This window comes from Rubrivirga sp. SAORIC476, from assembly GCF_002283555.1.
Lineage (GTDB): Bacteria > Bacteroidota > Rhodothermia > Rhodothermales > Rubricoccaceae > Rubrivirga.
The window spans coordinates 670,250-682,205 of the sequence record NZ_MVOI01000003.1; the positions used below are offsets into that span (position 1 = coordinate 670,250).

The following is an 11,956-nucleotide window of genomic DNA, read 5'->3' on the forward strand; positions in this document are numbered from 1 at the left end:
AAAGGATGCCGCTCCCGCCTCAATCCCCGTGATGGACCCGTTTCCCTCCCTCGACGCCGTCCACGTGGTCGGCGACCGTGTGCTGATCCGACCGAGCGACGACGCCGAGCGGTCGTCGGGGGGTCTCTACCTGCCCGCGAGCGTCCGCTCGAAGGAGACCGTGCGGACGGGCCGGGTGGTGCGCGTCGGGCCAGGCCACGCGGTGCCCAACCCGGACTACTCGGCCTCGGAGCCGTGGACGAGCGACGGCGAACCGGTCCGCTACCTGCCGCTCCAGGCGCGCGTGGGCGATCTGGCCCTGTTCCTGCGCGAGAAGGCCGTCGAGGTGGAGTACGACGACGCGAGCTACCTGATCGTGCCACACGGCGCGCTGCTGGCGCTCGTCCGGCCCCAGCACCCGGAAGACGCGGGGTACGAACCGTAGGTCTCCCCGCCTCGGTACCGAGACGCGGACCGGGCGCAGCGCGTGGCGCGTGGAGATCTTTGCGTCTGCCCTCGCGCCCCTCCCCCGCTCTCTCCCCCATCCCATGCCCCTCGACGCCTCCGACTATTCCGCCCTCGAAGGCGGGCTCGTCCGCATGCTGGACCGGCTCCAGACCGAAGGCACCGCCACCAAGGACCGCGACGTCGACCAGTTCCTCCGCGACGACGCCAACGCGGTCCTGCTGGGGCTGCTCTACGATCAGCGCGTCCTCGCCGAGACGGCCTTCGCCGGGCCGTACAAGCTCCGCGAGCGCCTCGGCCACCTCGACATGGGCCGGATCGCGGACATGGACCGGGAGGCCTTCGCCGAGGTCTTCGCCACGACGCCCGCCGTCCACCGGTTCACCAACAAGATGGTCGACACGACGCGGGCCGTCGCCCGGAGGATCGCAGACGAGTACGACGGCGACGCCGCCGGGCTCTGGGCCGACGGCAACTGCGCGACGGTCGAGAAGCGCGTCAAGGCCCTCCCGGGCTTCGGCCCGCAGAAGGCGGCGAAGCTGAAGTTTTGCCTCTACTACTTCGGCCACCGCGACCTGAGCGAGTGAGGCATCGGGGCGGAACTAACCCGCTGCCGGGGGACCGTCGGGATAGCCCGTGAAGCTGCGCGACGCGTGAACCCCGGAGCGGCCGGCGCGTTTTGAGGCGGCTCCCCACGACCCCACCATGCCGCACCTCGATGTCCCCCCGTGGGCCTGGATCGCGTTCAACGCGTACGTCGTGGGGTTGCTGCTGCTCGACCTGTACGGGTTCAACAAGAAGGCCCACGAGATCCACTGGCGGGAGGCGGCGTGGCTGTCGGCCTTCTTCGTGGGTGCCTCGCTGGCCGTCAACGCGGTCGTCTGGGTGGCCTACGGGCACGCGGCGGGCGTCACGTTCCTGACCGCCTACCTCGTCGAGAAGTCGCTCTCGGTCGACAACCTGTTCGTGATCGCGGTGCTGTTCGGGTACTTCTCGGTCCCGCCGCGCTACCAGCACCGCGTGTTGTTCTGGGGCATCTTCGGCGCCATCGTGATGCGGGCCGTGATGATCCTCGTCGGCGTGGCGCTGGTGGACCGCTTCCACTGGGTGCTCTACATCTTCGGCGCCTTCCTCGTGCTGACGGGCCTGAAGATGTTCCGGGACACCGACGAGGAGACTGACCTGACGGACAACCGGGTGCTCGGCCTGCTCCGGCGCGTCCTGCCCGTGACCAAGAACTACCACGAGGAGCACTTCTTCGTCCGCAAGCTGGGGCGGACGCTGGTCACACCGCTGTTCCTCGTGCTCGTGATGATCGAACTGACCGACGTGGTGTTCGCGGTCGACTCGATCCCGGCCATCCTGGGGATCACGACGGACCCGTTCCTGGCCTACGCGTCCAACATTCTGGCGGTGGTGGGGCTCCGTGCGCTCTACTTCCTGCTGGCCGGCGTCATTGAGCGAATTCGGTACCTCCACATCGGTCTGGCGGCGGTGCTGGTGTTCATCGGCGGCAAGATGCTCGCCGAGCCGTTCCTGGAGCCGCGCGGGCTGGAGATCCCGACGTGGGTCTCGCTGCTCGTGGTGGTGTCGTGCATCACGGTCGCCGCCGCCGTCTCCTGGGCCGCCACCGTCCGCGAACGCCGCGGCGAGGAAACGGGCGACGCCCGCCCGCTGCTCGGCTCCGACACGCTCCGGGGCGACGGCACCACCGACCCGCCGCCGGTCGTGTCTCGCGAGGACGACCGGGACGCCTAGCCCCGTCCGCCTCGGCACCGAGGACGACCGGGTCGCGTGCTCAGCCCTCCGCGTCGATCACGAACACGTGCGAGAGGTGGTTCGGACGCGTCGAGATGTGGGCGCCCCCACTCGCCCGTCGGCCCGTCGGTAGCGTCGTCGAGACGGCCGTCCGCCCCGGCCTCGGGGAGGGCGCCGTGGTGACGGTCCGCGTCTGACCGGGCGCGTTGGGATCGTAGACCGAGATCGTCGCCGCGAGCGGCCCTCGCCGCTCGATCCCGAAGCCCACCACCTGATGGAGCGCAAACGGGTCCGGCGAGTCGCCGACGAGGCCCAGCAGCACGGGTCGTCCAGCGCCGAGGCGGGCTTCGATCCGGTCCAACTCGGACGCGAGCGCATCGGCGAAGGGACTGTCGGGGTCGCGGGAGGCGAGGGCACGGAGCCACCACCCGGCGAACCGCGGCAGCGAGGCGCGGAGCGTCCGCTCCTGGCGCTTGCGGAGGAGGGCGCGCAACGGGCCGGGCTGAAGGTCAGCGGTCGGCGTGCCGCCGTCGCGCTGCGGCCAGCGCTCGATGGCGGCCAGTGCCATGCCCCCGCACAGGCCAAACGACGACCACCGCCGCGCCACCGACCGAACGATCCCATCGCCCAGCCCGAACCGCCCGAGCACGGCGCCGACGGCCACCCCCACCGCCCCGCCAACGGGTCCGCTGACGGCACCGCCTAGCCCGGCCCCGAGGGCGACGGGGACCGAGGTCGCGGCACGGAGACGCTTCGACAGGACGTCGAGGTCGGCGTCGGTCCAGGTGTACTGGTTGCGGAACGAAAACCCGTCTCGCGCGGGGTCGAAGGCCAGGACGACGCGGCGAGGAAACGAAACCGGTGAGGGCATACCTGAGCGAAGGGAGGGCACGAAAAAGGACCACGGAAGTCCTTGTTCGGGAACGACCGCCCCCCGATCTTGCGGAGGCGATCTGGGAAAGAGACGGGGGAGAACGACGCCCCGCCCCCACAGGTCCGCCCGACACACACTCCCTGACCCCATGAGCGAACGACCCTATCGTCGCCCGCTCGGCCTGGTGCTCTTCGCCGGGCTCGTGCTCGTCGCCGGAGGCGCCTCCGCGACCTACGTCCACCAGCGCAGCCAGCGCGTCACGCCTGCGACCGTCGCGCCTTTCGTCGCCGAGCGGCTCACGACCGACAGCCTCGCGCTGCACCCGGCCACGCACGCCCTCTACGACTCGCTCGGGCGCCGACCCGTCTGGTTCGCCCCGGCCGCCCGCGGGGCGGCCCTCGCCACCCTCCGCCGTGCCGACCGCGACGCGCTGCCGCTCGACTCGGCCCTGGCCGACCTCGGCGCGCTCGCCGACACCGCCGCGACCTCGGCGGGCCTCGCCCACCTCGACGTGGCGCTGACGGACGCCCTGATGCGGTTCGGCGCCGCCCTCGCCTCGCCACGCGTCGACGCGCGGGCGCTCTACGGCATCAACTGGACGCCCGCGCCCTCGGCGCCACCCGACCTGGCCGCGCCCCTCGCCACCGCGCTCGCGACCGCCGCCGACACGCCCGCCGCGCTCGATGCCTGGGCGGATGGGCTGCGTCCGCCGCACCCCGGCTACCGTCGTCTCCGCGCCGCGCTGGCCCGCGAGCTGGACCTCCGCGACCGCCCCGACCTCGCCCTCGACGCCGACCTCGCCCCCGGCGACTCCGGCGCTGCCGTCGTGCGCCTCCGCGAGCGGCTCGCCCTGGAGCGAGAGGCTCCGGCGTCCGACATGCCGCGCGTCTTCGACGGCAGCCTCGCCGACGCGCTTCGGAGGGTGCAGCGCGCCCGGGCCCTCTCCCCCACCGGCCGCCTCGACGCGCCGACGCGGACTGCGTTGAACGAGCGCCGCGCCGAGCTCATCCCGCTCCTCGCGCTCAACCTGGAGAAGTGGCGCTGGCTGCCGCGTGACCTCGGCGACCTCCATGTCTGGGTCAACGTGCCCCGCTTCGAGCTGGCCCTCCGCGAGCGCGCGGGCGACGACTGGTCCGACGCGGCGCGCTTCGTGACCGTCGTCGGCGCCCACGACTGGGAAACGCCGGCCTTCACCGACACGATGGAGACGATCGTGTTCAACCCGACGTGGATCGTGCCCGCCTCCATCCAGCGCGAGTCCTACGGCGAGGTCCGCGGCTTCGTCGAGCGTCAGCCGGGGCCGGGCAATGCGATGGGGCGCGTCAAATTTCTCTTTCCCAACGACCACGCCGTCTACGTCCACGACACGCCCTCGAAGTGGGCCTTCGGCGTGGACGACCGGGCGCGCTCCCACGGCTGCGTCCGCGCCGGAAACCCGGAGGCGCTGGCCCGCGAGCTGCTGACGCGGACCAACGGCTGGACCGCCGAGCGCGTCCGCGCCATCTTCCAGGGTCCTTGGGGACCGACCCAGTCGGTCACCGTCGAGGCGACCGTCCCGGTCCACCTCGTCTACTTCACGGCCGAGGTCGACCCCGATGGCCGCCTTCGCGTCTACGACGACGTGTACCGCCGCGACGCCCGCCTCGCCGACGCCCTCGGCCTGGAGCGGCCTGACGCCCGCGGCCGGGTCCTCGCGACGCTCATCGCGGACACCATCGGGGACGAACACGAGGTGGAGGAAGAGGAAGCAGGCCCCGACGAAGACGTCGCCGACGTGGAGGCGGAGACAGAGGCCCCCGCGCCGTCCCCGGCACCGCCGCCGGAGGCCCGCACGGCCGCACCGGACCGTCGCCTCGTCGGCCCATCGGATACGCTGGGAACCCGAGAGGGAGAGGTACTTTCGAGGTCCCCCGCGCCGTTGGCGCCCCGTCCCCGCTACTGAGCCTCGTGCCCACCCCTCTGCTTCCCCTCGCCCTGGCCGCCCTGCTCGGCTGGGGCTTCCTCGGCGACCTGTTCGGTCCGGAGACCGTCGCGCCGCCCGCGCCCGACGCCGTCGCCGAGGCCGTCGCCGCCCGTATCGACGGCGCGCGAAGCCTGCACCCGGCGACCGCCGATCTCTACGCCGAGCCCGGCCTCCGCTGGGCCGATGCCCGCGCCCGCGCCGCGCTCGTCCGCGTGCTGGACGCCGCCCCGTCCGACGGCGTCCGCGACATCGAGGTCCACGCCGACGCGCTGCCTGCGCTCCGCCGGGCGCTGGCCGACGCCGAGCGCGAGTGGGCGGCCCTCGACGGCGAGGCCCGCGACACGCTCGCCGACCCGCGCCCGGCCCGCCTCGCCGCGCTCGACCTCGCCATCACCGACGGCCTGCTGCGCTTCGGCGACGCCCTTCGCGGGCGCCGCACCGACCCGACGCAGCTCTACCGGCACTCCTGGTTTCCGACCGTTCGCGACTCGACGGGCGCCCAGTTCGCCGCTCTCGCCGAGGCCGTCCGCCGGTCCGACGTGCGGGGCGTGGACCGCGCCCTCGACGCGCTGCGCCCGCCGCATGACGGCTATGCGCGCCTCCGCGCCCGCCTTGCGGCCCTCCAGGGCGACCTCGCGCCCGTCCCCGAGGGCGCCGACCTGGCGCCCGGTCAGCGGTCGGTCCGCGTGCCCCACCTCCGCGACCGGCTGACGGCGTGGGGCTACCTCGCCGCCGACACGCTCGACGCGTGGAGTCGCCCCGACGCCTACGTCTTCGACGATTCGCTGGCCGCCGCGCTCGGCCGCTTCGAGGCCGCCGAGCGGCTCCCGGTCGACAGCGTGCTGGACGCGACCGCGACCGAGGCGCTCAACGCCGACCTCGCGCCGCTGCGCCGCCAGATCGCCCTCAACCTGGAGCGGTGGCGCTGGCTGCCCGACGACCTCGGCGACCACTTCATCTGGGTCAACCTGCCCGCCTTCGAACTCCGCGTCCTCCAGCGCGACTCGACCGGCAGCCCGGACGAGCCGTACGCCGAGAAGCTGCGGATGCCCGTCAACATCGGCAACGCGCAGACGGCCGGGTGGACGACGCCCGTGATCACGGATTCGGTCCACACCGTCGAGTTCCAGCCGGTGTGGTACGTGCCGCGCTCGCTGGCGGCGTCCAACGTGTTTCCGATGGCGGTCCGCGACAGCCTCGCGCTGTGGCGGCAGGGCTTCGAGGTGTACCAGAACGGCGCCGCGGTCGACTCGCGGCTGGTGCCGTGGGATTCGGTCTCGGTCGGCCAGTTCCGGTTCGTGCAGCGACCCGGCCCGGCCAACCCGCTCGGACGCGTCAAATTCCTGATGCACAACCCGTACGCGATCCTCATCCACGACACCAACAAGCGCTACACGTTCGACGATGGGGCGGGCTCGTCCATGTCGAGCGGCTGCGTGCAGGCCGGCGCCCCGGACGTGCTGGCCGAGTACCTGCTGACGACGGTCAACGGCTGGGAGGAAGGGCAGGCCCGCGCGGCGTGGCAGCGCGGGCCGCGACGGGGCGTCCGGCTGGACCGCCCGTTCCTGTCGCAGTTCACCTACTTCACGACCTGGGCCGAGACCGACGGCTCGCTCCGGGTCTACAGCGACCCGTACAACTACGACGCTCGTCTGGCCGAGGCGCTCGGCCTCGGGGCGCCCCTGCCGACCACCGCGACCCCAGATGCCTGAGCCCACCGCCCCGCGTCGGATCGACTGGGGCGTGTTGGGCGTCGAGGCGTTCGCCATCTTCCTGAGCGTCCTGCTCGGCTTCGGGGTCACGGAGTGGCGTGACGCGCGGGCCGAGGCGGGACGCCGCGCCGACCTGCTGGAGGCCTTTGCGCAGGAGATCGCCGCCAACCGCGACGGGCTGGTCGGCAAGGGGAGCTACCATCACTGGCTCGTCCGCGAGGTCGGTGCCGAGGCCGAGGCAGGGCGGGTCCGCGTGCTGTCGGACGTGTTCCAGATCGAGAACGTATCCGGCTTCAACCCGCTCTCGCTCTCGGGCACCGCCTGGCAGACGGCCACGGCGACCGGCGACATCGCCCTGCTGGACTTCGACACCGCGAGCCTGCTCTGGCGGCTCTACGACGCCCAGCGGCAGATCGACGACGAGCAGGACCGGATGCGCGCCATCGCGCTCGACCAGTTCAACAGCACGGACCCCGGGCAGGTCACCCGCTTCCTGACGCTGATGCGCGAGTTCACGAGCCTGGAGCGCGAGTTGCTCTTCCTGACCACCGAGGCCCTCCAGGGCATCGCAGACGACCGCGGGCTGGAGCCTCCACCGGCAATCCCGGCGGACGTCTTCGAGCGCGACCCGTTCGCAGCGACATCGTCCGGCTCCCCCTCGCCGGTTGCCCCACCGGACGATCGCGAGTAGCTTGGCCCCATGACGCACCGCGCGCCCCATTCCGTCTGGCCCTGGTGGCACCCCCTGACCTCAGTGGGCAGACGGACTGTGGCCTGACGCGAACGCGCATCCCTCCGCGAGCCCACTGTTCAGATCGAGCAGGGGGCTTTTTTGTTTTCGGTCGACGGCCTCGTTTTCATCCCCTCGCCCCCACCGCGCCCCGCTCGTACCGGAAACTGCCCTCCGCCCCCCGATGCTCCCATGACCCTCACCGAGTTCGAGACGACCGTCCGCGAGCAGCTCCCGACCGACGGGCGGCGGCTGGCGGTGCCCGTCTACGTCCGCCGCTCGGCCGACTTGCTGACGCCGGTCTCGGCGTTCCTCGCGCTCCGCGACGAGGGGCAGTTCGGCTTCCTGCTGGAGTCGGTCGAGGGCGGCGAGCGGCTGGGGCGCTACTCGTTCATCGGCAAGAGCCCGTACCTGGTGATCGAGAACCGCGGCAGCCGCGTCTGGGCGCACCGTCCGGCGGGCACCTACGAGGGCGACGGTGCGCCGCACGAGGTGGAGCCGCTCTCGGGGACCGTCTTCGAGGCGCTCGGCGAGATCCTGGCCCAGACCGAGCAGGCCGTCGTGCCGGGCCTGCCACGCCTGACCGCGGGCGCGGTCGGCTACGTCGGCTACGACGCCGTGCGCCAGTTGGAGACGCTCCCGCCGGGCCCGCCCGACCTCCTCGGCCTGCCTGACGCCGTCTGGGGCTTCTACGACACCGTCGCCGCCTTCGACCGGGTCAAGCACCAGCTGATCCTGATGGCGACCGTCTTCGTCGACGCCGACACCGACCTGCACGGCGCCTACGCGGAGGCGACCGAGCGGCTGGTGGAGTTGGAGGACGACCTGCTGCAGGGCGGCGTCCCCGGCGAGCCGGTGCGCCTGCTGGCCGCCGAGCCCGCCGCCTCGGTGGAACGGGCGACCTACGAGGCGGCCGTCCGCACCGGCAAGGAGTACATCGTCGAGGGCGACATCTTCCAGGTGGTCCTGAGCCAGCGCTTCGCGATGCCGTTCGCGGGCGACAAGTTCAACCTGTACCGCGCGCTCCGGCAGGTCAACCCGAGCCCCTACCTCTTCTACCTGGACGTGGACGGCCTCGACGCACCCGGCGAGGGCTTCTCGCTGATCGGCTCCTCGCCCGAGGTGCTGACGCGCGTCGAGCCCCGCGGGCCGGAGCGCCGCGCCCTCGTGCTGCCCATCGCGGGAACGCGCCGCCGCGGCGAGACGCCCGCCGAGGACGCCGACAACGAAGCCGACCTCCTGGCCGACCCCAAGGAGCGCGCCGAGCACCTGATGCTGGTCGACCTCGGCCGCAACGACATGGGCCGCGTCTCGGACGTGGGCACCGTCTCCGTCGACCGCTTCGCCGAGGTGGAGCGCTTCAGCCACGTCATGCACCTGGTCTCGTCGGTCTCCGGCGCCGTCGGCGAGCGCCCGGCGACCGACGTGCTGGCGGCCTGCTTCCCGGCAGGCACCGTCTCCGGCGCCCCCAAGGTGCGGGCGATGGAGATCATCGACGAACTGGAGCCGATCAAGCGCGGCCCCTACGCGGGCGCGGTCGGCTACGCGGGCTTCGACGGCGCGCTCGACACCTGCATCGCCATCCGCACCATGATCGTGAAGGACGACGTGGCCTACGTCCAGGCGGGCGCGGGCGTCGTCGCCGACTCGGACCCGGCCGCCGAGTACGACGAGACGAAGGCCAAGGCCGCCGCCCTGTTCGCCGCCATGCGCTCCGCCACGTCCGACCTGCTGTAGAAGGGACACGGGATGCGGCATGCGCATTCCATCCCTCCACCTCGCCTCCCTCCCCATCCCTCCTTCCGCATGTTCCCCGCCCTCCGACCGATCCTCAACAAGGGTGGCGCCGGCCGCTACATCTCCCGCGAGGAGAGCGTCCAGCGCCTGATCCCCATCGCCGAGCGCCAGCTCCGCCTCCTGCGGACCTACGACGCCACGCGCGCCTCCATCGCCGACGCGGGCATCCGCGCCCAGGTGGACGCCATGATGGCCAACCTGCGGACCGAGATGGCCAAGATCTCGGAGACCATCCTCAGCCTCGGCGGCGTCACGCCGACCGGCGCCGGGATGGGCGCCCTCGCGCCCGACGCCCACGACTCGGACCGCGAGCGCATCCAGAGCCTGCTGGACGCCGAGCGCGACTTCAGCGCCGCCCTCCGTGAGGAGACCGACGCGGTCCACCACCAGGAGCGGTCGCGCGCCATCCTCGGCTTCAACATCGAGGTTTCCGACAAGCGGACCGAGCGCCTCCGTGAGATCGCCGCCGACCTCTCCCGCTGACCGCGCCCGCCTCGGGCACGCGCTCGAGACCCCGCCCCGACTCCGAGACGCCGTCGCCTGCGACGGCGCTACGACATGCCTGACTCTCCGTCTTCCCTGCCCGTCATCGTCTCCGGCATCCAGCCGTCGGGGACGCTCCATCTGGGCAACTACCTCGGCGCCATCCGTCAGAACATCGCCCTCGCCAACGACGAGGCGGCGCGCAGCGAGGCGTTCCTGTTCATCGTCGACTACCACGCGCTGACGACGCTCCGCGACCCAGAGGCGCTGCGGCGCTACACGATGGACGTGGCGCTGGACTACCTCGCGCTCGGCCTCGACCCCGACAAGGCGAGCCTGTTCGTCCAGTCGGACATCCCTCAGCTCACCGAGCTGACGTGGATCTTCCTCTGCCTGACGCCCTCGTCGCAGCTGGAGAAGGGCGTCTCGTACAAGGACAAGGTGGCGCAGGGGCTGACGGCAAACGGTGGCCTGCTCACCTACCCGATCCTCCAGGCGGCCGACATCCTGGCCTACACGGCGCCGGGCCGCGGCCTGAAGGTGCCCGTCGGCGCGGACCAGAAGCAGAACCTGGAGATCTCGCGCGACACCGCCGGGCGCTTCAACCAGGCCTACCGGCCCGAGGACGCCCCGCTCTTCCCGCTCCCCGACCCGCACATCCTGGACGAGGTGTCGGTGATCCCCGGCCTCGACGGGCGCAAGATGTCGAAGAGCTACGACAACACGATCGGCATCTTCGACGAGGGCAAGGCGCTCAAGAAGAAGGTCATGTCGATCCTCTCGGACTCGACGCCGCTGGAGGCCCCCAAGGACCCCGACGCCGACCACACGTTCGCGCTCATCCGTCACTTCGCGACGGACGACGAGCGGGCGGAGATCGCCGCCGCCTACCGCGCGGGCGGCTACGGCTACGGCCACGCCAAGAAGGCGCTCCTGGGCATGATCGACCGGCACTTCGGCGAGGCCCGCGAGCGCCGCCGCGCGCTGGCTGAGCGCCCCGAGCACGTCCGCGACATCCTCCAGGCGGGCGCCGAGGCGGCCCGCGCGCGGGCGTCCGAGGTGATGGCCGAGGTCCGCGACGCCGTCGGCTTCCTGAACGCCTAGCCCGGTCCCCCCCATGATCCTGATCATCGACAACTACGACTCGTTCACGTACAACCTCGTCCACCTCGTCGGCGGGGTGACGATGGACTACCGGGTCGTGCGCAACGACCAGATCGGGCTCGACGAGATCGCGGCGCTGGACCCGGCGGGCGTGCTGATCTCCCCCGGCCCCGGACGACCGGACGAGGCGGGCGTGAGCGAGGCCGTCATCCGCCAGTTCGGCGAGACCACCCCCATCTTCGGCGTCTGCCTGGGGCACCAGGCCATCGGGGAGGTCTTCGGCGGGCGCGTCGTCCACGCGCCGACGCTGATGCACGGCAAGACGTCAACCGTGCACCACGACGGCAGCTCCGTGTTCGAGGGCGTCACGCAGGACTTCACCGCGACCCGCTACCACTCGCTGGTCGTCGACCGCGCCTCCCTGCCGGACGTGCTGGAGGTCTCCGCTGAGACCACCGACGGCGTCGTCATGGGCCTGCGCCACCGGTCCTTCCCCATCGAGGGCGTCCAGTTCCACCCCGAGTCGATCCTGACGACGGAGGGGCCGCGGATCGTGCAGAACTGGGTGGCTGCGGCGCTGGAGGGTTCAGGGTTCAGGGTTCAGGGTTCGCAGGGACGCGACGCAGAAACGGAGGCCACAGAGGAGCGCTAATGCCGTCGTTCAAGCGATTCGAGGAGATCGAGGCCTGGAAGCTCGGCCGCGAGCTGAACCGGGATGTGTATGCGGTCTCAGGACACGGTGCATTCGGCCAAGATTTCGGACTGCGCGATCAGATCCGCAGAGCCTCAGTATCCGTCACCTCGAATATCGCCGAGGGCTTCGCCCGTCGTTCCCCGGCCGACTTCGCGCGCTTCCTAACCATCGCCCGCGCGTCCACCGCCGAGGTCTGCTCCCAGCTCTACCTCGCGCTCGACCTCAACTACCTCAGCCAAGACGACTTCGACCGGCTCTATCGCCTCGCCCAGCGCATCGGCGGCTCCTGCAGCGCGCTGATCCGCTACCTCCGCTCGTCGAGCCCACCCGCCGTCCGCGAGCCCGACGCATCGTGGGCGTTCCAGGACACGAACCCTGAACCCTGAACCTCGAACCA

Annotated in this window: 12 protein-coding genes; 11 read left to right on the forward strand and 1 reads right to left on the reverse strand. The window is 71.8% G+C overall.

Annotation, left to right across the window (positions count from 1 at the left end):
• Positions 1 to 31: 31 nt before the first annotated feature.
• From B1759_RS04720 to B1759_RS04730, 3 genes are all read left to right on the forward strand, one after another.
• Complete coding sequence (locus B1759_RS04720; RefSeq protein WP_095513878.1) at positions 32 to 424, forward strand: co-chaperone GroES family protein; 393 nt, start codon at positions 32 to 34, stop codon at positions 422 to 424.
• A 103-nt stretch (positions 425 to 527) separates the two neighbouring features.
• The gene (locus tag B1759_RS04725) at positions 528 to 1,031 is read left to right on the forward strand and encodes a hypothetical protein (RefSeq protein ID WP_095513879.1); all 504 of its coding nucleotides are present in this window, start codon (positions 528 to 530) and stop codon (positions 1,029 to 1,031) included.
• A 118-nt stretch (positions 1,032 to 1,149) separates the two neighbouring features.
• Positions 1,150 to 2,202, forward strand: a complete 1,053-nt coding sequence (locus B1759_RS04730) for a TerC family protein (protein ID WP_095513880.1) — start codon at positions 1,150 to 1,152, stop codon at positions 2,200 to 2,202.
• Between the two features lie 40 nt (positions 2,203 to 2,242).
• On the opposite strand, the gene B1759_RS04735 is transcribed toward B1759_RS04730, so the two are convergent.
• On the reverse strand, positions 2,243 to 3,073 hold the full coding sequence (locus tag B1759_RS04735; protein ID WP_095513881.1) for a hypothetical protein: 831 nt from the start codon (positions 3,071 to 3,073) through the stop codon (positions 2,243 to 2,245).
• A gap of 151 nt (positions 3,074 to 3,224) precedes the next feature.
• Between B1759_RS04735 and B1759_RS04740 the strand changes: the two genes are divergently transcribed.
• The 8 genes from B1759_RS04740 (at position 3,225) to B1759_RS04775 (ending at position 11,945) form a co-directional block, all read left to right on the forward strand.
• On the forward strand, positions 3,225 to 5,018 hold the full coding sequence (locus B1759_RS04740; RefSeq protein ID WP_143537265.1) for a L,D-transpeptidase family protein: 1,794 nt from the start codon (positions 3,225 to 3,227) through the stop codon (positions 5,016 to 5,018).
• A 5-nt stretch (positions 5,019 to 5,023) separates the two neighbouring features.
• Complete coding sequence (locus B1759_RS04745) at positions 5,024 to 6,751, forward strand: L,D-transpeptidase family protein (protein WP_095513883.1); 1,728 nt, start codon at positions 5,024 to 5,026, stop codon at positions 6,749 to 6,751.
• A complete protein-coding gene (locus B1759_RS04750) occupies positions 6,744 to 7,442 on the forward strand; it encodes a hypothetical protein (RefSeq protein WP_095513884.1) in 699 nt (232 codons plus the stop codon). Before B1759_RS04745 ends, B1759_RS04750 begins: the two co-directional genes overlap by 8 nt.
• Before the next feature lie 231 nt (positions 7,443 to 7,673).
• On the forward strand, positions 7,674 to 9,218 hold the full coding sequence (gene trpE, locus B1759_RS04755; protein ID WP_095513885.1) for an anthranilate synthase component I: 1,545 nt from the start codon (positions 7,674 to 7,676) through the stop codon (positions 9,216 to 9,218).
• Between the two features lie 69 nt (positions 9,219 to 9,287).
• Positions 9,288 to 9,761, forward strand: coding sequence for a hypothetical protein (locus tag B1759_RS04760; RefSeq protein ID WP_095513886.1), 474 nt, complete (start codon positions 9,288 to 9,290; stop codon positions 9,759 to 9,761).
• 75 nt (positions 9,762 to 9,836) lie between these two features.
• On the forward strand, positions 9,837 to 10,865 hold the full coding sequence (trpS, locus tag B1759_RS04765) for a tryptophan--tRNA ligase (protein ID WP_095513887.1): 1,029 nt from the start codon (positions 9,837 to 9,839) through the stop codon (positions 10,863 to 10,865).
• Between the two features lie 13 nt (positions 10,866 to 10,878).
• Positions 10,879 to 11,517 carry an aminodeoxychorismate/anthranilate synthase component II gene (locus B1759_RS04770; RefSeq protein ID WP_095513888.1) on the forward strand — a complete coding sequence of 213 codons (639 nt, stop codon included), beginning with the start codon at positions 10,879 to 10,881 and terminating at the stop codon, positions 11,515 to 11,517.
• The gene (locus B1759_RS04775) at positions 11,517 to 11,945 is read left to right on the forward strand and encodes a four helix bundle protein (protein ID WP_095513889.1); all 429 of its coding nucleotides are present in this window, start codon (positions 11,517 to 11,519) and stop codon (positions 11,943 to 11,945) included. Before B1759_RS04770 ends, B1759_RS04775 begins: the two co-directional genes overlap by 1 nt.
• Positions 11,946 to 11,956 lie beyond the last annotated feature (11 nt).

What these genes read in the sequence shown, in the direction of transcription:
- B1759_RS04720 (WP_095513878.1), top strand. Translation starts at nt 32, where the DNA reads ATGGACCCGTTTCCCTCCCTCGACGCCGTCCACGTGGTCGGCGACCGT.
- B1759_RS04725 (WP_095513879.1), top strand. Translation starts at nt 528, where the DNA reads ATGCCCCTCGACGCCTCCGACTATTCCGCCCTCGAAGGCGGGCTCGTC.
- B1759_RS04730 (WP_095513880.1), top strand. Translation starts at nt 1,150, where the DNA reads ATGCCGCACCTCGATGTCCCCCCGTGGGCCTGGATCGCGTTCAACGCG.
- B1759_RS04735 (WP_095513881.1), bottom strand. Translation starts at nt 3,073, where the DNA reads ATGCCCTCACCGGTTTCGTTTCCTCGCCGCGTCGTCCTGGCCTTCGAC.
- B1759_RS04740 (WP_143537265.1), top strand. Translation starts at nt 3,225, where the DNA reads ATGAGCGAACGACCCTATCGTCGCCCGCTCGGCCTGGTGCTCTTCGCC.
- B1759_RS04750 (WP_095513884.1), top strand. Translation starts at nt 6,744, where the DNA reads ATGCCTGAGCCCACCGCCCCGCGTCGGATCGACTGGGGCGTGTTGGGC.
- trpE (WP_095513885.1), top strand. Translation starts at nt 7,674, where the DNA reads ATGACCCTCACCGAGTTCGAGACGACCGTCCGCGAGCAGCTCCCGACC.
- B1759_RS04760 (WP_095513886.1), top strand. Translation starts at nt 9,288, where the DNA reads ATGTTCCCCGCCCTCCGACCGATCCTCAACAAGGGTGGCGCCGGCCGC.
- trpS (WP_095513887.1), top strand. Translation starts at nt 9,837, where the DNA reads ATGCCTGACTCTCCGTCTTCCCTGCCCGTCATCGTCTCCGGCATCCAG.
- B1759_RS04770 (WP_095513888.1), top strand. Translation starts at nt 10,879, where the DNA reads ATGATCCTGATCATCGACAACTACGACTCGTTCACGTACAACCTCGTC.
- B1759_RS04775 (WP_095513889.1), top strand. Translation starts at nt 11,517, where the DNA reads ATGCCGTCGTTCAAGCGATTCGAGGAGATCGAGGCCTGGAAGCTCGGC.